The 22,938-nt window shown below is 52.0% G+C and carries 21 protein-coding genes; 17 read left to right on the plus strand and 4 right to left on the minus strand.

From position 1 onward, the window contains the following. Nucleotides 1-152 precede the first annotated feature (152 nt). Nucleotides 153-533 (plus strand): glycine cleavage system protein GcvH, encoded by a 381-nt coding sequence (gcvH, locus tag JET16_RS08935; RefSeq protein WP_199615483.1) that lies wholly within the window; start codon nt 153-155, stop codon nt 531-533. A gap of 62 nt (nt 534-595) precedes the next feature. Here gcvH and JET16_RS08940 read toward each other — a convergent pair whose 3' ends face one another. Then, nucleotides 596-2,569 carry a glycoside hydrolase family 15 protein gene (locus tag JET16_RS08940; protein WP_199615484.1) on the minus strand — a complete coding sequence of 658 codons (1,974 nt, stop codon included), beginning with the start codon at nt 2,567-2,569 and terminating at the stop codon, nt 596-598. A 125-nt stretch (nt 2,570-2,694) separates the two neighbouring features. Next, nucleotides 2,695-2,901, minus strand: a complete 207-nt coding sequence (locus JET16_RS08945; RefSeq protein WP_199615485.1) for a hypothetical protein — start codon at nt 2,899-2,901, stop codon at nt 2,695-2,697. Between the two features lie 168 nt (nt 2,902-3,069). Between JET16_RS08945 and JET16_RS08950 the strand changes: the two genes are divergently transcribed. The 10 genes from JET16_RS08950 to metK all read left to right on the plus strand — a co-directional run bounded on the left by JET16_RS08950 (nt 3,070) and on the right by metK (nt 16,240). Then, the gene (locus JET16_RS08950; RefSeq protein ID WP_199615486.1) at nt 3,070-3,510 is read left to right on the plus strand and encodes a hypothetical protein; all 441 of its coding nucleotides are present in this window, start codon (nt 3,070-3,072) and stop codon (nt 3,508-3,510) included. Between the two features lie 104 nt (nt 3,511-3,614). Continuing rightward, nucleotides 3,615-4,433: an RNA polymerase sigma factor SigI gene (gene sigI, locus JET16_RS08955; protein ID WP_199615487.1), complete on the plus strand. Its 819-nt coding sequence runs from the start codon at nt 3,615-3,617 to the stop codon at nt 4,431-4,433. Beyond that, on the plus strand, nt 4,430-5,833 hold the full coding sequence (locus JET16_RS08960; protein WP_199615488.1) for an anti-sigma-I factor RsgI family protein: 1,404 nt from the start codon (nt 4,430-4,432) through the stop codon (nt 5,831-5,833). Before sigI ends, JET16_RS08960 begins: the two co-directional genes overlap by 4 nt. Before the next feature lie 368 nt (nt 5,834-6,201). After that, complete coding sequence (locus tag JET16_RS08965; RefSeq protein ID WP_199615489.1) at nt 6,202-7,221, plus strand: aldo/keto reductase; 1,020 nt, start codon at nt 6,202-6,204, stop codon at nt 7,219-7,221. A 62-nt stretch (nt 7,222-7,283) separates the two neighbouring features. Beyond that, nucleotides 7,284-8,600, plus strand: coding sequence for an MFS transporter (locus tag JET16_RS08970; protein ID WP_199615490.1), 1,317 nt, complete (start codon nt 7,284-7,286; stop codon nt 8,598-8,600). Between the two features lie 34 nt (nt 8,601-8,634). After that, complete coding sequence (locus JET16_RS08975; RefSeq protein ID WP_199615491.1) at nt 8,635-9,231, plus strand: sulfite oxidase-like oxidoreductase; 597 nt, start codon at nt 8,635-8,637, stop codon at nt 9,229-9,231. 138 nt (nt 9,232-9,369) lie between these two features. Continuing rightward, nucleotides 9,370-11,637 carry a glycoside hydrolase family 3 N-terminal domain-containing protein gene (locus JET16_RS08980; RefSeq protein ID WP_199615492.1) on the plus strand — a complete coding sequence of 756 codons (2,268 nt, stop codon included), beginning with the start codon at nt 9,370-9,372 and terminating at the stop codon, nt 11,635-11,637. A 461-nt stretch (nt 11,638-12,098) separates the two neighbouring features. Next, the gene (locus JET16_RS08985) at nt 12,099-13,202 is read left to right on the plus strand and encodes an SIR2 family protein (RefSeq protein ID WP_199615493.1); all 1,104 of its coding nucleotides are present in this window, start codon (nt 12,099-12,101) and stop codon (nt 13,200-13,202) included. Further along, nucleotides 13,186-14,934: an ATP-binding protein gene (locus tag JET16_RS08990; RefSeq protein ID WP_199615494.1), complete on the plus strand. Its 1,749-nt coding sequence runs from the start codon at nt 13,186-13,188 to the stop codon at nt 14,932-14,934. The genes JET16_RS08985 and JET16_RS08990 overlap by 17 nt, the downstream gene beginning before the upstream one ends. Nucleotides 14,935-15,040: 106 nt before the next feature. Then, entirely contained in the window at nt 15,041-16,240 is a 1,200-nt protein-coding gene (metK, locus tag JET16_RS08995; RefSeq protein WP_199615735.1) for a methionine adenosyltransferase, read from the plus strand. A gap of 80 nt (nt 16,241-16,320) precedes the next feature. On the opposite strand, the gene JET16_RS09000 is transcribed toward metK, so the two are convergent. Further along, on the minus strand, nt 16,321-17,151 hold the full coding sequence (locus JET16_RS09000) for a protein-glutamine gamma-glutamyltransferase (RefSeq protein WP_199615495.1): 831 nt from the start codon (nt 17,149-17,151) through the stop codon (nt 16,321-16,323). 180 nt (nt 17,152-17,331) lie between these two features. Between JET16_RS09000 and JET16_RS09005 the strand changes: the two genes are divergently transcribed. The 3 genes from JET16_RS09005 to JET16_RS09015 are packed head-to-tail and all read left to right on the plus strand — an operon-like array spanning nt 17,332 to nt 18,730. Next, on the plus strand, nt 17,332-18,057 hold the full coding sequence (locus JET16_RS09005; RefSeq protein WP_199615496.1) for a glycerophosphodiester phosphodiesterase: 726 nt from the start codon (nt 17,332-17,334) through the stop codon (nt 18,055-18,057). 60 nt (nt 18,058-18,117) lie between these two features. Further along, the gene (locus JET16_RS09010) at nt 18,118-18,336 is read left to right on the plus strand and encodes a WYL domain-containing protein (protein ID WP_199615497.1); all 219 of its coding nucleotides are present in this window, start codon (nt 18,118-18,120) and stop codon (nt 18,334-18,336) included. 13 nt (nt 18,337-18,349) lie between these two features. Then, nucleotides 18,350-18,730: a gamma-glutamylcyclotransferase family protein gene (locus JET16_RS09015; RefSeq protein ID WP_199615498.1), complete on the plus strand. Its 381-nt coding sequence runs from the start codon at nt 18,350-18,352 to the stop codon at nt 18,728-18,730. 2 nt (nt 18,731-18,732) lie between these two features. On the opposite strand, the gene JET16_RS09020 is transcribed toward JET16_RS09015, so the two are convergent. Next, entirely contained in the window at nt 18,733-19,617 is an 885-nt protein-coding gene (locus tag JET16_RS09020; RefSeq protein WP_199615499.1) for a PhzF family phenazine biosynthesis protein, read from the minus strand. Between the two features lie 140 nt (nt 19,618-19,757). Between JET16_RS09020 and JET16_RS09025 the strand changes: the two genes are divergently transcribed. The 3 genes from JET16_RS09025 (at nt 19,758) to JET16_RS09035 (ending at nt 22,927) form a co-directional block, all read left to right on the plus strand. Next, the gene (locus tag JET16_RS09025; protein WP_199615500.1) at nt 19,758-20,171 is read left to right on the plus strand and encodes a DUF2203 domain-containing protein; all 414 of its coding nucleotides are present in this window, start codon (nt 19,758-19,760) and stop codon (nt 20,169-20,171) included. After that, on the plus strand, nt 20,168-21,889 hold the full coding sequence (locus JET16_RS09030) for a copper resistance CopC/CopD family protein (protein WP_199615501.1): 1,722 nt from the start codon (nt 20,168-20,170) through the stop codon (nt 21,887-21,889). The genes JET16_RS09025 and JET16_RS09030 overlap by 4 nt, the downstream gene beginning before the upstream one ends. Nucleotides 21,890-22,030: 141 nt before the next feature. After that, nucleotides 22,031-22,927 (plus strand): SDR family oxidoreductase, encoded by an 897-nt coding sequence (locus tag JET16_RS09035; protein WP_199615736.1) that lies wholly within the window; start codon nt 22,031-22,033, stop codon nt 22,925-22,927. Nucleotides 22,928-22,938: the final 11 nt, after the last annotated feature.

Genomic DNA, 22,938 nt, shown 5'->3' on the forward strand with positions numbered 1-22,938 from the left:
CTTGACCTTCCATACATGAATACTCCCACTGTAATTTTTACCCACAACATCAACACTATTTTTCGGGTAAATTCAAGAAAAGCCGATTCATCTCAACACTTATAGAAGTGGGAATCCTCTCGGCTGATTATGATAGAAGGAGGCGCGATATTGTGAACGTACCTGCAGAGTTGCGTTATAGCGAAGAGCACGAATGGGTGAAGACCGAAGGCAGTCAAGCGACGGTCGGAATTACCGATTTTGCGCAGAGCGAGCTGGGGGACATCGTCTTCGTCGAGCTGCCCCAAGTAGGCGATACCATCACGTTCGGTGATCCGTTCGGCAGCGTCGAATCGGTAAAAACCGTATCCGAGCTGTATGCGCCTGTCACAGGCAAAGTGGTCAAAGTGAACGACGGCTTGAACGATGCGCCGGAAAAAATCAATGAATCTCCTTATGGCGACGGATGGATGATCGTTGTGGAGATTGAAAACGCCGACGAGTTAAACAAACTGTGGTCCGCCGACAAATATAAGGAAACATACGGCGAATAGTATTGTTAATTCCAGGGTAATAACCGGCAAGCCGGGCGAGGTGCACCTCGCCCGGCTTTTCGTTATGTATAAACATGTCTCGTCAACTTCTCGTATTTATCGAGATATTTCAACACCGTCAGCACGAACGTCGCATGCGACCAGGTCAACGGCGCGACCGAAACCGGACTGCCGTCGAACGGATCAAGCTGTTCGGATAAAATACCGCTCTCCAACGCGTGACGAACGACCCAATTTAATGTTTCACGGGGAGATCTCAGCTCGTCAAGCGACGCCGCTGTTTCAATCTCATATTCCGCCATCCACAGCGTGCATATAATCCAAGGATTGCCGGGGACCGCCGACAAATCCGCCGATCGTTGGAAATAGTAGTCCTGAAAATATCGGGCAATACCGCCAACCGGCGTCTTAATCGACAGGCCTTCTTTAATCGCATTCATCGTCTTCGCGACCCGCTCGTCCGAAGCCGGCAAAACGCCGAATTCGAAAATCCCGTACACGCTGCTTTCCAACGTCATATCTTTATGCCAACGTCCGTCTTTGCGGTACAGTCCGCGCGCGAAGCGCCCGGCTTCCTCATCCCATAGATGCTTTAGAATGCCGTTCTTGATGCGGAGCGCCGCCTGCTCGTAACGGGCGCAGCGCCTATCGTCGCCGAACAGCCGGGCGAAGTTTGCCGCCGCGATCATGCCGCCGTAAACGGCCGATGCGGTGAACGTATATATACCGTACCGTTCCTCCCACAAATCATAGCTCGGCATCGGCAGCTGCAGCTCCGGATCGACATATGTATAAAGGAATCTCGCGGCTTTTCTGATCAAGTTCGGGTATAGCGATTGGGGAAGCTCAATGACTCCGTGCTTGGCGTAATCTTGCCATAGCGTGAACAAAACGAGACCGGTCTCGTCCTCTTGAATCGGCAGCTGCTGTTGCCCTTGGTTTAAATAAGGGTGCCATGAGGAGCCGACCGTGCCGTCCGGGTTATATTTGTGAAGCAAGTATCCCTCGTCCGTGATCGCTTTCGCGCAAAAGTGAAAAAAAGGAACGATCATGCCCTGATATCCCGCCATGGACATTGCGTAGGCGACGAGGGCTCCGTCGCGAGGCCACATATAGCTGTAATGGTCCCGGTTGTAATTTAGAATATCGGTGTCGTTCGCCGCTATGATCGCGCCGTGCTCGTCGATTTGCGTGCGGACGATAAGGAGGCTCTGTTTGTACATCTTCACGACTTCGTCGCTTAAGTTCGCGAAATCGCGCTCCTGTTTCGTCACCCACCGCTGCCAATATATTTTCGTGCGGTCGAGCAAGTTGCCCGCGCCGCTTTCTCTCACATATGTGTTCAACTTCTTTACTTCTTCCAAATTTTCGCCGGCGGTCATCCAATAGTACATCGTCCGGGAGCCGCCCGGCTCAACGAACAGCCGGAAAGAAATCGTACTGTCCACCGAGCCTTGGGCAATCGGATTGCCCATCAGATGGCCGTCCTCCGCATCTTTCCAAGTTCCTTCGGCTTGATGAAATCTCTTAACGCCTGTAGTATATTGATAAATGCCTTCTTGACCGGATGTGCCGTCAAACATAAAATAGCGGTCTCTTTTATAGTGGAACACTGTATGATTCGCAGGATAGTAGGCTGCGGTATCGCCGACTTCCGTTTCACTGATGACGAGATCTTGATGGAAGAACAGGCGCACTTCCCGTTCCCTGTCGCTTCCGTTCTCCACCGTGAAACGGCGAATAAAGATATTTTCCCGCTGATGGACGCCGTCGTTTATGTTTAGCGTTATTCCAAGCCGGGGGTGAAAGGCGCTCACCCGCGTCACGAGAGAGTCTTCTTCGTAGGCAAGCGTTCGTTCCCACTCGTCGTCGCCGAGCCACGCGAACTGGCCTTCGACCCAAACTCCGACCCGGCAATGGTATCCGCTCACATGATTCAATTGTCCGACATATGGATAATACAAGTCTCTAATGTAACAGTTCCGGTCGAGATTGATAAGCATTTTGCCGTTGCCCGTCACCAGATGTCTTGGCACTGCACCACGTCCTATCCGATCCTTTTAATAATGCCAGAAAGTATAAGCTTTCGAAAAGAAACTTTTCTTTCTTTATTAAGTATATCGATAATTATACGGACACGCATTATCAGTGTACACATTTCTCACGCGGGCCAACCGTTGCGTCCGGCGATTAGTTTGCAAAGGACGTCGACTTTGTTGTCGGCGGCCGCGAGCGTCTCGAATTCTTCCGACAGCACGGGGGAGATGGACCGGTAGTCCCCTTTATGGAAATGAATGATTAACGCATCGATGCTCGGATCGAAGGTGACGAATGCGATCTGTTTGTGATCAAGCGAAACGGATTGCATTAGCGGCTCACTCCATTTTAGTTATTAATGTTTCACATTTATGCGTATCGGACTTGGCATATTCAAGAAATTTAAGGCTGCTAAAAACTGCTTGTCCGAGGAAAAAGGAATTGTACAAGGACGCCGCGAATAAGAAAAGAGTAACGCGGTTTGAAAGGGGATATGCGCATGAGCTTTTGCTGCGGTGCTAGTATGGTAGGTACGAAAGGAACGCTGCGGCACCTTCGTACGCAAATTCACAATGTACCCATTTTGTTTTGCCCGGTATGTCACCGTATCGAAGTCCATCATCTTGTAGAAGACGAATACGAGATTTTGGCCGAATATGCGCATGGCGACGGTGCGAGCGAAGTCGATTTCGATGAATATTCCGACACGCAATCGCGTGATTATTTATTTGAAAATTGCGTAAGCCACGAGAACGAGGATCCGCTTGAGCTCGTTACGAATCAAATCGACATGGCGCTCGATTTGCTGCGCGTGGCGAAACAGCTCGACGACATCGAGTGGGAGAATCAATTGAAAAACCGGCTCCGCGTAATGAGCAGCCGAAGAGATAAGCTTCGCCGAAAGAAGATGATGGGCGGCTACCGGCAACAAAACGGATGAAAGAAACGTCTCTTCTAGAAGGGACGTTTTTTTTCACCGCTTGAGTTCATCACCCCCAGAAACGTCGGAGTTTGCCCGAATACTAAAGTACTGAGGTGAAACGGTTGATCCTGTTACTAATCAAACGGTGGTTCTCAGGTCGGGATTCACTGTCTCAGGTTACGGAACGACACGACCTCGAAGCGGCGATCGAGCGCATTCAAGCCGGTGACGAAGTCTTGCGCAACGATGTAATCAGGCAATATCAACCATTCATCGCCAAGACAGCTGGCCAATTTTGCAAACGGTATATACAACCGGATGCAGATGAATTCAGCATAGCGCTTGCCGCGTTCAACGAAGCGATCAACGGATTCGACGTCAAAGCGGGAAGATCGTTTCTCGGCTTTGCGGAGGGGGTCATTCGCCGCCGTTTGATCGACCACGTAAGGAGAGAGCAGCGGTTCGCCGTCCAAATTCCGCAAAGCGCCTTTGAAATCGAAAATGACGACGACGAGCATTTCGATCCCATTGATGCGAAAGAAGCGGTGCAGCGGTACGAGCGGGATCAGGCCGCAGATGAAAGAAGGCTTGAGATTGAAACGCTGAGCTCACAGCTTGCGGATTTCGGCATAACATTCGCGGATTTGGTTGATAGTTCGCCGAAGCACGAGGATTCACGGCGGATGCTGATCGGCATCGGCGCACTGCTGAGCCGTCACCCGGAATTGTCCGCAACCATGCTTGCGAAGAAATCGCTGCCATTGAAAGAATTGACGGAGCTGGTCGATGTGTCCCGCAAGACGCTCGAACGCGGCCGAAAATATATAATTGCCGTAACGCTAATCTATCTGGGATCGTTCCCGCACCTGAAGTCTTTCGTCTTAGGGGGAGCGAACGAGGATGAGAACGCGTCGCAACAACACGGGGAGTGGGGAGCATGACTAAAGGGATTGTGATGGAGGTCGGAGAGCGCGAAGCGATCGTGCTGACGGACTCCGGCGCGTTCGTCCGCACGCGCAAACGCGGATCGATTGCGGTGGGCGATGAAATTACCCTCCCGGAAGCGCGCAGATCATTGCCCCGCCGTTCGGCTTGGATGTGGAGTTCGTCGGCTGCCGCACTGTTTGCGCTCGTGTTCCTGGTTTCTTTGCTGCCCGGAGGTTTGTTCTCGCCCGGTACGAAACCCGTTCCGCCGGACACGCCGGTTGCTTACGTTTCCATTGATATCAATCCGAGCATTGAGCTGGGAATCGACGAAGACAAGCGGGTAGTGGAAGTGAAGAAGCTGAACGCCGACGGCGAACGGCTGATGGAAAGCTTGTCTGTGGAAGGCCAACCGATTGACGCGGCCGTTCGTCTTATAATGGAGCGGGCCGAGTTGTATGTGTTAAAAGGCCGCGACGAGGCCGATATCGTCATTACAAGCGTGATCGTCGATCAGAAGACGCAGCTGGTTGAAGAGGAACTGACCGCCGGGCTGCAGCAAGAAGTCCATAATGTGCTGGAACAGCATCATAAGGATAAGATCGAAGCGTTCCGCGTCACCGTCTGGTCCGCTCCGAGCGAACTGAAGGAGGAAGCGGATTCGCAGGGATTGTCGATGGGCAAGATGGCGTTTTATTTGAAAGCGAAAGCGGACGGGGCGGAAGTTACTGTCGAGGATCTAAAGAATATTTCGATACATGAGGCGGCGGAGCGTTACGAAGAGAAGAAGCTTCTGGATTCCGTCCGGAAGGTCACGAAGGAAGAATTAAAGGCCCTTCTCAAGGAAGAAAAGGCGGCCCGCAAGAAGGATAAAGAGAAACGCGACGACGGCGAAGATGACAAAGACGGCGAGGACGATAAAGCTGATAAAGCTGATAAACCCGGTAATTCCGGCAATGCCGGAAAGGGCAATGAGGATAGAAAAGACCCGAAGGATAACGGCAAGGGAAATAAGCCGGATAAGGAATCCAAGGGAGTTAAGGCAGATAAAAAGACCGGAGTTGAAGTCGAGGTAGAGGATGCGGAAGACATTGAAGACGAAGCTGAAGACAGTATAGATGAAGTTGAAGAAGTTATTGAAGATGTTACAGAAGATCCCGACGTTATCGACAACAATGAGGATGCCGATGACGTTCGGGATAAGAAGGATAAAGAGGACAAAGAAAAAAAAGACGAGGAACAGAATACAAAATCAGATGACGATGACAGTAACCGCGATAACGAAAACGATCGCGGTTTAAGCGTTGAAAAAAACGGAAAGTCGGGCAAGCAAGGAGATAACGATTCCGGAGCCGATGGCAAAAACAAAGAAAACGAAGCGAAGAAGCAGGATAAGGACAAGGGTAATTCGAAATAGAGGAAGTACGGGGTCTTATTTGGCGGTATTTGAGGTGTCTGGATTTATAGAGGAAGTATAGGGTCTTATGCGGCCATTTTCTCGTGGAAATGGTCCCATTCGGTGCAAATAGAGCCCTACACTTCCTTTATTTTTCCCACGACCCTCAAATGAAACGAATAGAGGAAGCGGACAACCTCCTGCAACGCAAAAAACACGCCTGTCTCCGTTCGCGGGCTATCCCGATCAACGGAAAAAAGGCGTGTGCTTCACGTCCGATTATTTTTTCTTTAATTATAATTGAAACATGCAAAATGTGAAGTCTTTCATCCAAAATCCGCTCTTTGTGTTAGAATAGTAGGGTATTCTTGTTGGGAAGGTTGGGGCATATGCGTTATACGCAATTCGGAAAAACCGGCTTCCGCGTATCTGCGCTCGGATTCGGAGCGATGAATTTACCGGGCGTGCCTCTTGATCAAGCGCGCGAGGCTTTGAACTACGCCTTGGATAACGGCATAAATTATATCGACACCGCTGCGGGATACCGCAACAGCGAAGAAATACTCGGTGAATGTATTTCTCACAGGCGAAGCGAATTTTTCTTGGCGACAAAGACCGCCCAGCGCAAATACGAAGACGCGAGGTCGGAGATCGAACGCAGCTTGAGCCGCATGAAGACGGACTACATCGATGTGATTCAGATTCATTATGTAAATTATCCGCAAGAGTTCAATAAGGTCATGGAGGAAGACGGAGCTTACCGGGCAGCGCTCGAAGCGAGAGAAGCGGGGAAGGTGCGCTGGATCGGAATTACGGGGCATCGTCCGGAGCTTCTTGCGAAGTGGATATCCGACGGGAAGTTCGATCAAGTGTTATTCCACCTGAGTCTTGTGCAGCCGTTCGCCAAAGACGATCTTGTTCCGACCGCGACGCGCTTGAATATGGGGAAGACGGCGATGAAGCCGCTGTCCGGCGGATTTGTGCAGCCTGTCGATAAGGCGATCCGGTACCCGTACAGCCAAGACGTTCATACGATAATTTCGGGAATGACGAGCGCAGCCGAAGTGAAACAAAATTTGGCCGCGATGGAACGGGAAGTGGAGCCGGAAGAACGCTTAGAATTGGAGGCGCTGTCGGCAGAGCTCGGAGAGCATAACTGCCGCCGATGCAACTATTGTTCCTGCCCGCTCGAAATCCCGATTCCAGACGTTATGATCTCAAGCGCCGTTCGTGAAAAGTTCGGGCTGCTTCCCAGAGGCGCCGCATTCTATGAGAAGCACAAGAGCAAAATACTGTCATGCGCCGATTACGAACCTTGCAAGGAAAAACCGCTTTGCGAACAAAAATGTCCATACCATTTGCCGATGCAACGTACGATACAAGAGACGGCCGCTCATCTAGGCGGATGAGCCGCCGTCTTTTCCTTCGCCGTCAGAATTAATGAAGAACATCATTGGAGGCGCACACAAACATGAAACCTCACCGATCGGAGAGGAACGCCAAAGCATCGGCTAAAGCGTCATCTGCTCGCAGCGGACTGCGGATCGTGACAGTTGAGGGCATTTCCGCGATCGTCATTATTCAACTATTGGCCGGTCCTTACTTAACCGGCTATTTGATTCATCTGGGAGCCGGTTCCGGACAGATCGGATTTGTGCTGGCCATTCCGCCTCTTGCGAACGTATTAACGATTTTTGCGGCTTTATATATTCAGCGGATACAATCCCGCAAACGGTTCCTCGTTTACACTGCCGGTTTCCATCGAATCATCTGGATGCTGACGGGGCTTATTCCGTTCTTGCTGCCCAAAGAGTGGTGGGTCGGCACGTACATTGCGCTTTTCTTGCTATCGTTTTCCCTAAGTTCAATAGGCAGTGTGGCTTGGAGCTCCCTCGTTTCGGATTTGGTGCCGGCGAGGGTGAGGGGGCGCTATTTCGGAATCCGAAACACGATCCTTTGGGCCGCCGGCTGTCTCGCCTTGATCGGCGGGGGGCTGCTGCTGGAACGTTTTCCGGGAGATACGGGTTTTGCGATTATTTACGGCGTTTGCTCGCTGCTTACGGTCGTGAATATATATCATTTGTTCTTGTACCCGGATTTGCCGTTCGAGAAATCGGCGGAGGCTTCGGACCGGGCAATGCTGATGAAGCCGTTGCAGGACCGGATGTTTTTTCGCGCTACATTATTTTTGGCCGGTTGGATTTTTTTGCAAAATGCCGTTATTCCGTTGTTTTCCTACGTCATGCTGGATGTTATGAAGCTTAATTACTTCCCGCACGTATCGGTCATTACAACCGTGCAAAACATATCGATGATGTTCGCTTTCTATCTGTGGGGCAATTTGAACGCCAAATGGCCTGCGCAGAAGCTGTTGCTTTGGACGATGCCGATTTTGGCCTTATCGTGCTTCGGTTGGCTCGCTCTTATCTGGATTCCGGCGTTTGTCACCCTTCTGGCCGTGCACATCTTGCTTGGGATCGGGATGGGCGGTTTCAACCAGCTGGCGTTCAACTTTGTAATCGGGGACACTCCCAAAGCGGACCGGCCTACGTATTTTGCGATGTTTTCGGCAGTAACAGGCGTTACGGGTTTTCTGGGGCCCACTCTGGGCGGACAAATCTACAAGCTGCTGAAGGTTGCGCCGGAATGGGTGCAGACTTACGGTTACAACGCTTCGGTCGGCGCCTTGCTGCTCGTGCTTGCGGTATTCGTTGCTCCTCGGTTTTTATCGGTGGGGTGGGGACAGCGTACCGCGAAATTTGGTGTTCGCAGCAAAAATCTTATATAATTTCATCATCAGGAACTAAACGGAGGAATCGCTCATGTTCATTAAGAAGGCGCCGGTAGCGGCAAACGACCGAGTCCCGCCGGGTCAGACGTTGACGGAAGGCTTTCCCGTGCTTCACCATGGCGACGTGGCGCGGTATTCGGATGTTCGCACGCAATGGGATTTGCGCGTGTTCGGCCTCGTGGAGGAGGATGTTCGCTTTTCTTACGAAGAGTTTATGGCGCTTCCCCGCCGGGAATTCGGGAACGATATCCACTGCGTGACGACATGGTCGAAGCTGGACAACGTCTGGGAAGGCGTTTCGGTCGCGACCGTTATGGAACGCGTCAAGGTGAAACCGGAAGCGAAATTTGTATTGCTTCATGCCGAACACGGCTGGACGACGAATTTGCCGATGGAGGATTTCCTGCGTGAGACGACGTTCTTCGGCATAAAGCATAACGGAACGGAACTGACGCCGGAGCACGGCTATCCGGTTCGGATGGTGGTGCCGCATCTGTATTTTTGGAAGAGCGCGAAGTGGCTGCGCGGCATCGAATTTATGGAGAAGGACAAACCGGGTTTCTGGGAACGCAACGGATACCACATGTACGGCGACCCTTGGAAAGAGCAGCGCTACGATTTTGACTGAAGGGGGAGTAATCCCAATCCCCCTTCTTTTTTGTTTTTGCCGCAACTGATCCATCAAGCTCACGGGCAGTTTTCTAGAGGAGGAATTACATGCAAAATCGTACTATTAATAGTTCAGGAACATAAAAGGGAGAGGGAAATGAAACGCTGGTTATTGATGATTGCAATGTTTGTATCAGTTGGCGCGGCTGCGGCATACCCTACTGCCGGCGCTGCGAGCTCAACGGAAGCTGTCCGCTTTACGGACCTGCAGCCGGCAAGCTGGGCTGAGGGCGGCATTCATTATTTGGCCGACCGGGGAACAATTGTCGGTTATGGCAACGGAATCTACAAGCCGCTGCATTCCATCACGAGAGCGCAGGCGGTCACTTATCTCGTCCGTGAGCTGTATCCGGATGCCGATCCTTCCGGCAATAGCAGCTTTACTGATGTGACGAAGAAGCATATGTTCTATCGGGAAATTGTAATTGCATCGGAGAAGGGGCTGGCAGGCGGCCTGCCGGATGGCTCATTCAGGCCTGATGCGCCTATCAGCCGTGGTGAGACTGCAGCGTTATTATCCCGGGCATATAAGATAACAGCCGGTAACCGTCCGGGAAATTTAATCGATATTACTGGACACTGGGCTGAAACGCCGATCAGGTTGCTTGCATCCAACGGCTTGGTGGACGGGTATCCCGACGGTACCTTCCGCCCTGGCCGTGCAGTGAATCGGGCGGAATACGCCGTCTTCCTGGCACGCATGATACAGCACAAGCGGCAGCAGGCGATCGCAGCCCAACATTGGGACGAGCTGCTGGCGCTGATGACGCTGGAGGAAAAGGCTGGACAAATGCTGATGCCCGATATCCGCATGTGGCAGAACAAGCCTACCGTAGAAGTCAATGAAGGAATTACCGCTGCGGTGCGGGATCACCGTCTGGGAGGACTCATCCTATTCGATAAAAACATCATCGGCACCGAACAGCTGACGACGCTCAATCATAAGCTGCAGCAGCTTGCCGGCGATGTTCCGTTTTTCATAGGAATTGACCAGGAGGGAGGTGTGATTAAACGCATTCCTGGCGGAACGAACCTTCCAGGCGCGATGGCACTAGGAGCTGCCCGCGATGCCGCATTGTCGCTGGAAGCGGGTAAAGTGACGGGAGCGGAGCTTAAAGCGCTTGGAATCAATTTGAATTTCGCGCCGGTGCTGGATGTAAACGCGAATGCGGATAACCCGATTATCGGCATTCGGTCCTTCGGTTCCGATCCGGATCTTGTGTCCGAGCTTGGAACGGCGTTCATGAAGGGGCTGCAATCGGCGGGCGTTATGGCGTCGGCTAAGCATTTTCCCGGGCATGGCGATACGACGGAAGACTCGCATCTTGGGCTGCCCGTTGTGCCCCATAACCGGCAGCGGCTGGAGCAGGTCGAGCTGCGCCCGTTTCGGGAAGCAATTAAACAAGGTGTGGATATGATAATGACCGCACATGTCGCCTTCCCGGCGATCGAGAGCCGAACGCTGCGTTCGAAGAAGGACGGCTCCAATGTTCATCTTCCTGCTACTTTATCGGATAAAGTAGTTACCGGGTTGCTAAGAAATGAGCTTGGCTTTCAAGGGGTCGTCATATCGGATGCCTTCACGATGAATGCGATATCGGAACATTTTGGCGAGGAGGAAGCAGTCGTCATGGCTGCAACCGCGGGCGTGGACATCATCCTCATGCCTAAGGATATTACCGCGGCTTTCCATGCGATTATACAGGCTGTCCATAAGGGAGAGCTGGAAGAACGGCAGATTGATGCATCTGTGAAGCGTATTCTGAAATTAAAGCATGCCTACGGATTATTCGAGGCCCCTGTACCTTTGCAGCAGAAGCTTCAAGATGTTAGGCGAATCGTCAGTTCGCCGGCACACCGAGCAACCCAGCAACGTATTGCAGAAAGCGCTGTGACTGTATTGCAAGATGGCAGCGGACAGCTTCCGTACCGAATGATGGGCGATGATGTAATTGCAATCGTCGCGCCTAATGTCTTGCAGGCAGAGTTGATTGAGAGCCTCCTGCAGGCTCTCGACATCCCACTGCGTTTCACAACGCATACGTTCATTCAAGGTGAATCAAGCCGGACGGCGATATCGGAAGGCATTGCAGAGGCTGACTTTGTCATCGCAGCCTCCTACCAATTCCGCAGTCCCCAAAGCGTTTATGATTGGGTTGGCAATCAGTCGCTTATAAACGACTTGAACGCCCAGTCCAAACGATATGTACTGCTATCAATGGGCAATCCGTATGAGCTGCAGCTTCTGCGCGATGTTAGCGCGGCATTGGCTGTATACGGAGCTCAAGAGCCCAATATTGCGGCGGGGTTAAAGGTAATCTTTGGACTGGCGGAAGCGCGTGGCGTGAATCCGGTTTCCGGTTAAGCTCCAGCATCCCTCGAATGGTTGCTTTGGTATCGTCACGGCGACCCGTGGAAAGAGCAGCGCTACGATTCTGATTAATACGCTAAAAGCACGAATTCATGAGACGCGGGAGAAGATGATCTTCTTCCGCTGTGAAAGAACCGAGCGGCAATCACAGAGGTTCCTGCAAGTGAAAAAGCACAGAGCAAGTAATACATTCCTTTCATGCGTTCCAAAAAATCACATCCCCCGCAAAAAAATCATGCAACTATCGTAGTGAATAAACCAGTATGCGTAAAGGTCCACTTCAGCTAGAATTCATACAGTCCAGTTGGAGGCCATAAAAGAGTAATCCGCTCTGCTTTATCGCAGTGAGGATTACTCTTTTTTTGAATTGATATGCAAATAAAAGGGGATAATTGGTTATAGGGGGCATTTTGGCATAAAAAGCTCAAGATGCCGGAGGCAAGGGAGGGGTTTCTATGAAGCAGTACGCCCAATTCATCGAAGAGACGATAAATTTGAATCCGATATACATAGTAGGAAGCGGATCATCGGCGGGCGCAGGCATCTCCGGGATGGGGGCATTAGCCGAATATTTGGTAAAGAACGTATCGACGGCTCTCTTTGATGCCGCCGAAGCGGTTGTGTGGGAACAAATAAAGCATCGCCTTGTCGTTGAGAAGAAGGGATTGGAACAAGCGCTGCAGGAAGCCGGGGATAAACTAAGCCTAAAGATTACAACGGAGATTGTTCATAAGACCTGGCGTTGTATTTCAGCGGATGAAGCCGAGTTAATTATTCGCTTTGCCGCAGGGGAGGATCCCACCGGTTTCGGCAGACTCTTTCGCTATTTGAAAGGCTCCAACAATAAGATCGTTAATATAATTACGACAAATTACGATCATCTGATAGAATGGTCGGCTGCAGCTTTCGGGTGGCATATTTGGGACGGATTCAACGAGGGAGCCATTGCCGGGCCGTTAAGCTCCGCCGAGTTGGCTGCACGAATGAAGCAAGGCGTGAAGCTAGGGAAACGACAGAGCGCCGAGATCATTCAACATCTGAGGATTTACAAGCCGCATGGATCCCTGAGTTGGTTCAGAATGCCCGACGGGTCTATAAAGAAGGTTACAGGCATCTCCTCGCACCACTTAAAAAACCTGAACAAAGTTGGAATTAAACCTGTAATCGTAACGCCCGGAACGGGAAAATATTTAGAAACCCACTTTGAACCGTATTCAAATATATTGTCGGAAATGAAGCGATCCATTGATAGAGCAAGCGGGCTTATATTCATCGGATTCGGGTTTAACGATATCCATATCCAAAGCAATTTTCTCTCAAAGCTTAGAAATCCTGCCGTACCGGTAGTGATTATTACCAAGAGTCTTAGCCCGTCTTTTTTTAAAATGGCGGATTCCGGTGAAATTCGAAACTATCTCGCAATTCAGCAATCAGGGGACAAAAGTCAAGTTTTCAGCGACAGAGTTACTATAAGCCTCATTGATGAACCGGAGCATTGGACTGTAAAGGGGTTGCTCCGTCAGGCATGGGGGGATGAAGATTATGCAAAGCCTGTTTAATATGCCCGAGGATTATTTCGCAGGCACCGTTAATAGAGTTGACTCCTACAGCGTTAACATTACGGCTCCGGATGACATATTGCTGCGCAAAATAAATGTTAACGGATATGTGCTTCTAAATACTTCCGATCCTAACAGAAGGCTGGTCGGGAGAATCGATCGGGTTATTCGAGTGCAATCGGAGCAACAAGGATATAAGGAAGATGGCGAAGAGGTCTATGAGTATAGAGTGAATAACGATGTAACCATAAACGCGCTCGGAACATTAAAAGGACCGGGCGGGGGCAGGGATCGGGTTTCATTCACAAGAGCGGTCGAAACATTGCCGGAAATCGGAGCAAAGTGTTTTTTGTTAACCGGAACGTATTTAACGGCTTTTGCCGGGATGATTGCTGAAGAAGCTGCCGGTACGGCTAATCCGTTGATTTTAGGTCATTACACCATGGCGCCCGATGCGAAAGCAATCATTGACGGTAATGCATTCTTCCAACGGCACGCAATGGTTGTCGGCTCCACCGGGTCAGGCAAGTCGTGGGCGGCGGCCAAAATTATCGAGCAAGCCGCAGGCCTTCATTCATCCAACATGCTGATTTTCGATGTACATGGGGAGTACGCGCCGCTAGTCGGACATCCCAATATTACACGATATCGTATAGCGGGGCCCGGCGACTTGGACAATCCTGAGGAAGATGTAATTTTTCTGCCGTATTGGCTGCTTGGTTACGAAGACATGCTGGCTTTAATATTGGACAGAACCGACGATAATGCGCCAAATCAAGCGATGGCGTTCAGTTCCGCGGTTATCGACGCCAAATGTAAAGCTTTGGAGGAAGCGGGAATGAAGGAGGAGCTTCAAACCTTCACGATTGATAGTCCTGTACCTTACGATTTGGATCATGTTGTTGCGGAATTGGATTTTTTGAATAAAGAGAGGGTTTTAAATCAAGGTACGGGGAAGGAAAACAACGGTCCGTTCAACGGAAGATTCAGCCGTTTCTTACCGCGGCTTGCTGCGAAAAGAAGCGACCGCAGGCATGGATTTTTATTCCGTCTGGGGGCCGAACAACTGCAGGTTGAATATTTCGATAAACTTGTCGATAAGTTAATGCACTATAATTCACCGTCTCGGGCCGGCGTGAAAATCATTGATTTCAGCGAGGTTCCATCCGATATACTTCCGATTATCATAAGTCTGGCCGCGAGATTGGTTTTTCAAGTTCAACAATGGTCCGACGCTCCAAATAGACATCCGATCGCGCTTGTGTGCGATGAAGCCCATTTATATCTCCCGAACAGCAATCGTGCCGATGCGTCTGAATTGCGCGCATTAGAGCATTTCGAACGCATTGCGAAGGAAGGCAGAAAATATGGCGTCAGCTTGCTGGTTATTAGTCAGCGGCCGTCGGAACTAAATGCAACGGTTATGAGTCAATGTAATAATGTAATAGCGCTGCGGCTTTCAAATCAATCCGATAAAGCAGCCGTTTCAAATTTTCTTCCCGAGAACCTCGGGGGGATTAAGGATATTCTGCCGGCATTGGGTGTCGGCGAAGCGATAGTTGTCGGCGACTCTTGCTTGCTGCCAAGCAGGATTAAAATTTCGGAGCCGGAGTACCGGCCTAGCTCAGGGACGGTCAAGTTTTGGGATATATGGGGGCGGCATAAAGCAAGTCAGGAACTGTCCGTTGCCGTACAAAATATGCGCAGACAAAGTTCGGGAAAGATATGCTAGCTTTTTAGTCTGTTTTACTATTTTGATTGATTTCAAACACCAAAACTACTTCTTCTGATTATTTATAGATGAAAGGTCAATAGTTAGGGAGGTAGTGTAAGTGTCTATGAAAAAAAGACGCCGTCTCTTTACGTCCGAATCAGTGACCGAAGGCCATCCCGATAAAATTTGCGATCAAATTTCCGACGGTATCTTGGATGCGGTTTACGAGAAAGATCCGTATGGGAGAGTTGCCTGCGAGTGCTGCGTGGGGCGAGGGTTCGTTCTAGTAACCGGAGAGATTACGGCAAATGCGGTTGTAGATTACCAGAAAGTCGTTAGAGACACGATTCGAAGCATCGGCTATATACGATCCGGCCTCGGTTTCGACGCCAATTCATGCTCGGTTCTAGTAAAAATCAATGATCAATCGCCGGATATTGCCATGGGGGTCGATAAAGCTTTAGAGGTTCGGGAAGGAAGTATGGAAGACGGCGAGATTGACGGGATCGGCGCAGGAGACCAAGGATTGGTGTTCGGCTTCGCATGCGACGAGACGGAAGAATTGATGCCGCTGCCGATCTCTCTTTCTCATAAACTGGCCTACCGATTGGCCCAGGTAAGAAAAGACGGTACGATACCTTACTTGCGGCCCGATGGGAAAGTGCAGGTCAGCGTCGAATATGAAGACGATCTGCCGGCTCGTATCGATACCGTCGTAGTTTCAACACAGCATGATCCGGAAGCGTCCCAAGAGCAAATAAGAAAAGATATTCGCGAATTTGTTATTTCGCCCGTGATTCCGGCCGATTTGTTGGATGAGAAAACCAAATATTTCATTAACCCGACCGGACGGTTCGTCATCGGCGGTCCTGAAGGAGATGCGGGGCTGACAGGCCGTAAAATTATTGCGGACACCTATGGCGGTTATGCGCGTCATGGCGGAGGCGCTTTTTCGGGCAAAGATCCGACGAAGGTTGACCGCTCGGCTGCTTATGCCGCGCGTTATGCAGCTAAAAACATTGTAGCCGCGGGTATCGCCAAAAAATGCGAAATTCAGCTCGCCTATGCCATCGGGGTGGCCCATCCCGTCAGTATAGCCGTAGATACATTCGGAACCGGCATCATCGACGACGACGCAATCATTGAAATCGTGCGCAAAAACTTCGATTTTCGTCCGGCAGGAATTATTAAGATGTTGAATCTTCGCCGGCCCATTTATCGGAAAACGGCCGCTTACGGACATTTCGGCCGCAATGACATTGATTTGACTTGGGAACATACAGATAAAGCGGAGTTGTTGAAGAAGGCTGTAAACCGTCTGTGAACGGTATCCCGCAAAAACTGCAAGGCTCTCGTGAATCGAGAGCCTTGCAGTTTGGGAGGCGATATATTGTTCGCCTGCGGTCAAGCGAATAAATATAACGAGGAACCGATTGCGGCGCGGAAATATACGCTCCCGGGCAGCCCCGGATAGCCGCCGGAGCCGCCGGTAAAGCTTGCGGAACTCTGTGACAGAAGAACATAGTTCGGACGGGTAACCTGCTCCGTCAGGTATGCGGATATGGTGGCGCCCGGCCTGCGCTTATTGTTCAATGCGGCGATGATTTGCTCCGGTGTGCGGATGCCGATACCGTGGCCGTAATACATATCGTTACCCATATAGATTGCATTCTCCCCTTGCCACTCCGGTGTGCGGGGATCGACTTCGGGATTGTCGAAGTACACTACGTCGCCGGGAATAAAGCGCGCTGCCGGCAGCGTCCTCAAACCGAGGTCGCGGTCGACGTTCCAGTGGAACAGATACGTATTCCCGAACAATCGGTTGTAAGCCGCCTCTCCAATCGTATCGAGAACCGCTTTGTACAATACAATCACAACGGCGGTGGCGCATTCGAAGGCGTACAGCGGACCGTTAATGAAAATATCGCGGATCGCCGCTGCCGGAGAACGGTCGGGACGAAGCCGGATCGCTCCGTTGGGCTCGACTGTCCAATATTCCGGGTTGGCTCTTGTTCTTGCAAACGAGGCGAAAGCGGCTCCGCTTGCATTCAACGCTCTGGCGGCCTCCAACGTTCGTTCCCGCATACGCAGCTCGAAATTGAGCTCGCGGCCGCTTGGATACGAGAATGTTTCCGGACGGGAAAGCAGGCCCCGAAAAATCGCTTGCTGCAGCCGTGTCACATCTTCCGGCGCCGCGGACGTGAAACTCGTGGTGCTTTTCGAAATTCGAATCATTTTTCATCACCCCTTCTTGAGGTTTTCTTTTATGGTATTCATAAACGCGGTCAAACGCCTATGTCCCGGCGAAATTTGCTCCAAATATTTATGTATTCTTAACATAGATTGGGAAGGAGAGAAGGAAACCGGTGTAGAATCCCTTCAAAAAACAATGGAAGCTAAAAGGAGCCGAGTTTCATGAACCCGATTGTTGCGCATAGAGGCTGGTCCGGCAGTGCGCCGGAAAATACGATGGCCGCCTTCCGTCTCGCCGTCTCGGAACCGCGAATTTCCGGAATTGAATTGGACGTTCAACTAACGAAGGACGGCGTTCCCGTTGTCATACACGACTTTACGCTGGAACGGACGACCACAGGGCAAGGTCCGGTGAAAGACCGTACGCTTGCCGAAATCAAAGAGTGCGATGCCGGCGCTTGGTTTGCGCCTGAGTTCAGGGGAGAACGCGTTCCGACCTTGCGCGAGGCGTTGGAGTTGATGAAAGGCCGTGTGCACGTAAACATTGAGTTGAAGACGAAGGCGAATTTGTACCCTGAAATCGCAGCCGCAGCCATCCGGGTCGTCCGTGAATTGGGAATGGAGCGGGACGTATATTTCACTTCGTTTCATCATCCCGTTATGCTTGAAGCGAACCGCTTGGCGCCCGACATTCGCACGGGACTGCTGTATTCCGATCTTCCGGCTCTAAACTTGGACCGCTTTCGGGAAACGGGTGCTTCCGTCTTGTCGATCGCACACACATCGCTTACTCCCGACATTGCAAGGGAGGCGGCGGAGAACGGCATCGAAATCATGGCGTGGACGCCGGACGAGCCGCAGCATATCGAGAGGGTAGTCCGAATAAGCGGCAACATCGCGATTTGCACGAACCATCCGGATCGGGCGATCCGCGTGCTGCACGGTTGATTTTTAAACCGCATGCGCATATAATAAGAACAAACGTTCTTGTTAAGCGGGGTGAGCCGTATGCTTTCATCTCTAATGCGTTGTGCGGAAACAGGTGAATCGGTGGAAATCATTTACATGGATGTCCGTCAAAGGCTGACTCAACGGATTGTAAAGCCGATTTCGTTCGCGAACGGCAAAATGAAGGCGTATTGTTACGTCCGGAGAAGCTTCCGGGTGTTCGCGATTGACCGGATATTATCGGTTCGTGTGCTTCGCAAGCGCGCGTCCGGTATGTAACGGAGGCTCGGCTATGATCAATGTGTTTGTATACGGCACGCTGTTAACGGGCGGATCCGCTCACGGCAAGATCGCCCGGTTCGTACGTTCGGTAAGTCCGGGAACGGTAAGAGGCATCATGGTGTCTGCGGGTGCATATCCCGCGCTGATTCTGCAGACGGGTGGCAATCTGGTGCGCGGAGAATGGCTCGAAGCGGAGGAAGCGGCGCTTCCCGTGATGGATGAATGGGAGGAGTTCTTCGGACCTGGCGATCCGCGCAACGAGTATGAGAGAGTGTGGGTGACCGATGCCGGCGGCTTGAAAGAGGGATGGGCTTACGTCTGGCAAGACGAAAGGGGCTGCCCCCGCATACCGGGCGGTTCTTGGCCGGCATTTCTTGCGGGGGAGCTATAGAGTTACAGCAGCTCGCCTTTCGCGACGAGAAAGCATCTTCCGCCGACGTCGATACGGAACCGGTTGACTTCCTTCGTTCCGCCCAGCTCCAGTATGGAAGGGCGCCCGATGCTGTATCCTTGCTCGGCCCGAAGCCGGAAGGCATCACCGTACAGGCCGTGCTTCAATAAATAGCCGGTCAAATCGCCTGCCGCGCTTCCGGTGGCCGGATCTTCGGGAATACCGAAATAATCGACAAACACCCGCATGTGCAAATCGTTCCCCTCTTCCTGCGGCTCCCGGCAGAAGGCGAGCAGCATCTTCGCCATCGAGTTCTCTGTGAATTTCCAGTACAATTCCGCGTTTACTTTACATGTTTTTAATGCCGGCAATGAGTTGATTGGAATGACGACGGCCGGGACTCCGGTCGACACCGTTTCCACCGGCAGCAATTGGTCGACGTCATCGATTTCCAGACTCAGCATTTCGGCGAAGAGCCGATGATCGTAAACCGGACCGAAGGAAGGCTCGTTCTGGCGCATCGACAGCTTGTCCGGTTCATCCCCGTTGTACGTGAACGATACGGTGATCGGCCCGACGCCCAATTGGAGCGTTACTGTGGAGACTCTCTGCCGCAATATTTCCTTCTGAATGATATAAGCGGTTCCTAATGTCGGGTGTCCGGCGAACGGCAGTTCTTCCTCAGGCGTAAAGATCCGCACGGGAAACGCGCCGTCCGCCGGCTCTTCGCTCATGACGAAGGTCGTTTCCGAATAGTTCATCTCTTTGGCGATGCGCTGCATTTCCTCCGTGGTGAAGCGCTGCCCGTCCAGCACGACGGCCAGCTGGTTTCCCGCATATTTCCGCTCCGCAAACACGTCGACGATATAGAACGTCGTTCCGCTCATGTACACTCCCCCTCATCGTATTGTCGGCGATTTGTAATCACTTCGATTGTATCTCGGTTTGCCGTTCAGGTACAATATGGAATACAAGCCAATCGTAAGATTGGCGCGCAGTGCTCAAACACGAGCAGGAGGGGGACACGATGAACAGACGATATTTTACCCCGCGTGAGGCGAACGAACTGCTGCCTTTCGTCATTGAGGATATACGGAGGCTGCAGGAAGCGAAGCAAGCGTTCGTGACGAAATCTGTCGAATTGAGGGAGCTCCGGATACAAGCGCGAGCGTCGGGCGGCGAGCCTCTGGACGACAAGATTTTTCAGGTCGAGACGGAGATGGAATTTTTACAGTTGGAAGCGAAGACGCTCGTAGACAGCATTAAGCTTAAAGGAGCGGAGTTAAAAGACATCGATATGGGGCTCGTCGATTTTCCCGCGACGATTGACGGTGAAGAGGTGTTGCTGTGCTGGAAGATGGGCGAAGAGCGAATCACATTTTATCACGGTATGGACGACGGCTACCGGGGGCGTAAACCGATTCCGGAGGGTGACGTATGAGGCGTGCAAACATGCCGCCGCTGCGCAAGTGGTGCGTCATTATGTTTGCGCTGGCCGCTGTTTTGCTCGTTTCGGTTCCAACGGCGCTCGCGCATACGAAATTGTCCGAATCGGTTCCGGAGCGGGGAGCGGCGCTGGAGTCGCCGCCTGCGGAAATTCGCCTCGTCTTCAGCGGTAAGCTTGAAGACGCGCTGCATAGCATTGAAGTTCGGAACGAGGCGGGGGAGACTGTTGCGCCGGCAGAGCCGGTGCTGGACGAGAGCGGGAAAGTGCTTACCGCCGCACTGCCGGCGTTACCGGACGGCAAATATACGGTAATATACCGCGTAATATCGGCCGACGGGCATCCGATCGAAGGTTCGTACGGTTTTCAAGTCAAGGCGCCTGCCCGGCAGGAGCCGGTTGAGCAAGCCGAACCGGTCGAACAGGTCGAGCCCGGGGCGGGCGGGGACACGCCGGAAGAGGAACATGCCGGGCATGAGGAGCATCAAGAGCACGAGGAGCATGCGGGTCACGAAGAGAGTCATGATCAAGGCGTGCAGACTAACGTCTTTTATTCGGGCTCCATGTACGTCGCAAGCGTGCTCTATTATTTCTCCCTGCTCACTTTGACGGGGTGGGTGCTTTGGGGACTCCTTTTCTCGTGGAACGAGGAATGGAGAAGACGAAGAACGGCGATCGGATTCGTACTGCAGGGGATCCACCTGGCGGCATTCCTGCTGCTTGCCGTCCTGCAATCGGCGGATGTGCTCCGTGGAGCGGGTGTTGGAGATGTCTTGGACTTCATTCGAAACACGGACGCCGGACGGTCATGGCTGTTCACGCTATTGCTGTCCGCCGCAGGGTTCGCGTTGCTGTTTCGTTACCGCTATGTGGACGGAATATGGGCGGTGCTGTTGATCGCCGCGAAGACGCTGCGGGGCCATACGGGCATAGTAGAACAGGTAGCGGCCGCCAGGCTTGCCGACGGCATCCACATCGCAGCCGCTTCGCTTTGGGTCGGTGGCTTGCTTGCGCTTCTTATCGCGTTCCGCCGGGACCGCGAATTGTTAAGAGCGTTTACTCCGACATTCTCGACGGTTGCTCTTTGGGCGTTTGCCGTGCTCGTCGTAACTGGCGCTGCGAATTCTTTATGGATTGCCGGCGGTCACTTGTCCGTAATTGTCACCACGGTCTGGGGCCGGCTGCTGCTTGTAAAGATTGCGCTCGCCGTTATTCTGATCCCCGTCGCTTTCATGCTTCGGAGAACGTTTAAGGCGGCCGAGAGGAGCGGCGGGTTCAAAGGATGGCTGCGGGCGGATGCCGCCTGTATGGCCGGCATAATTACCGTTACGGGCATATTTACGCATGTAAGCCCGCTCCCCGAGCGGGAGCCGCTGCACTGGCACGTCATGGGCGAGACGATTCATATGACCGCCGAAATTACGCCTAATTTGATCGGACGAAACGAGCTGACGGTGTCGGTTTGGCTTCCCGAAGGCGAAGAGAAGCCGGTTTCGGTGAAAGCCGGAATCCGGGTCGCCGGGGGCGGCGAGTCGGCCGTTACGCTGCGCTTGAGTGAAGATGATGAGGAGACCGTCGCGTTCCCCGGTTTTGAACGGTACGATTACGAGGGACAGCTTCGTCTTGAGCAGCCCGACCGGGAAACGCTCATTATTTCGGTTGAGCGGGTTGACGGTGAGAAAGCGGAATACGAGAAACCGTTATCGTCGGAATGACTTTTCGGGTTCGCATTAAATACAAATGAACATGAAAGCTGGCATGCCAATTGGTGTGCCATTTTTGTTTTATTAATATGACAATAGATGTCATATAAGTTCATGTATTATTATTACAAACCACAAGGGGGCGAGTGAATGATGAATTCTTTGAAGGGAAAAGTTGCAGTCGTAGCAGGTTCCACACGCGGAGCAGGGAGGGCGATCGCCGTAATGCTTGGGGCTGCGGGAGCAACCGTATATTGCACGGGACGCAGCGTTCGCGGCAATCCGTCGGACTTGAACCGGCCGGAAACGATTGAAGAAACGGCGGAAATGGTAACGGCTAGAGGGGGGACCGGGATTGCCGTAAGAGTCGATCATACCGTGGAGGATGAAGTGAAGGCGCTGTTCGAGCGGGTGAAGGAAGAACAGAACGGCGGCTTGGATGTGCTCGTCAACGACATATGGGGAGGAGAAAAGCTAACGCAATGGGATACGCCGTTTTGGGAGCATTCGCTGTCGAACGGTCTTCTTATGCAGCAGCGCGCCGTACATTCGCATATGATCACGAGCTATTACGGCTCGCCGTTAATGGTGGCGCGGAAAGAAGGATTGATCATTGAAGTGACGGACGGAATCGACTACAGATACCGGGGGAATTTATACTACAGCTTGGCGAAAATTTCCGTAATCCACCTGGCAGCGTCGATGGCGGAGGAGCTTAAGCCGCATAATGTCACGGCGCTTGCCGTTACTCCGGGGTTTCTCCGCTCCGAGGAAATGTTGGATTATTTCGGGGTGAAGGCGGACAACTGGCAGGATGCGGTTCACAGCGGGCTTCCGCACGCGGAGCATTTCATCGAATCGGAAACGCCTTATTTTCTTGGACAAGGGGTGGCCGCTCTGGCCGCCGATCCGAGCGTCTCTAGCAAAGGGGGCAAAGTATTGGCCAGCTGGCATTTGTCGGACGAATACGGTTTTTCCGATGTGGACGGAAGAAAGCCTCATTGGGGGAAATATGCCAAGAAGCACGGTTTGATATATGCCGACGAATGAAAAAGAAAACC

It is taken from the genome of Paenibacillus alkalitolerans, assembly GCF_016482785.1.
GTDB classification, from domain to species: domain Bacteria; phylum Bacillota; class Bacilli; order Paenibacillales; family YIM-B00363; genus Paenibacillus_AE; species Paenibacillus_AE alkalitolerans.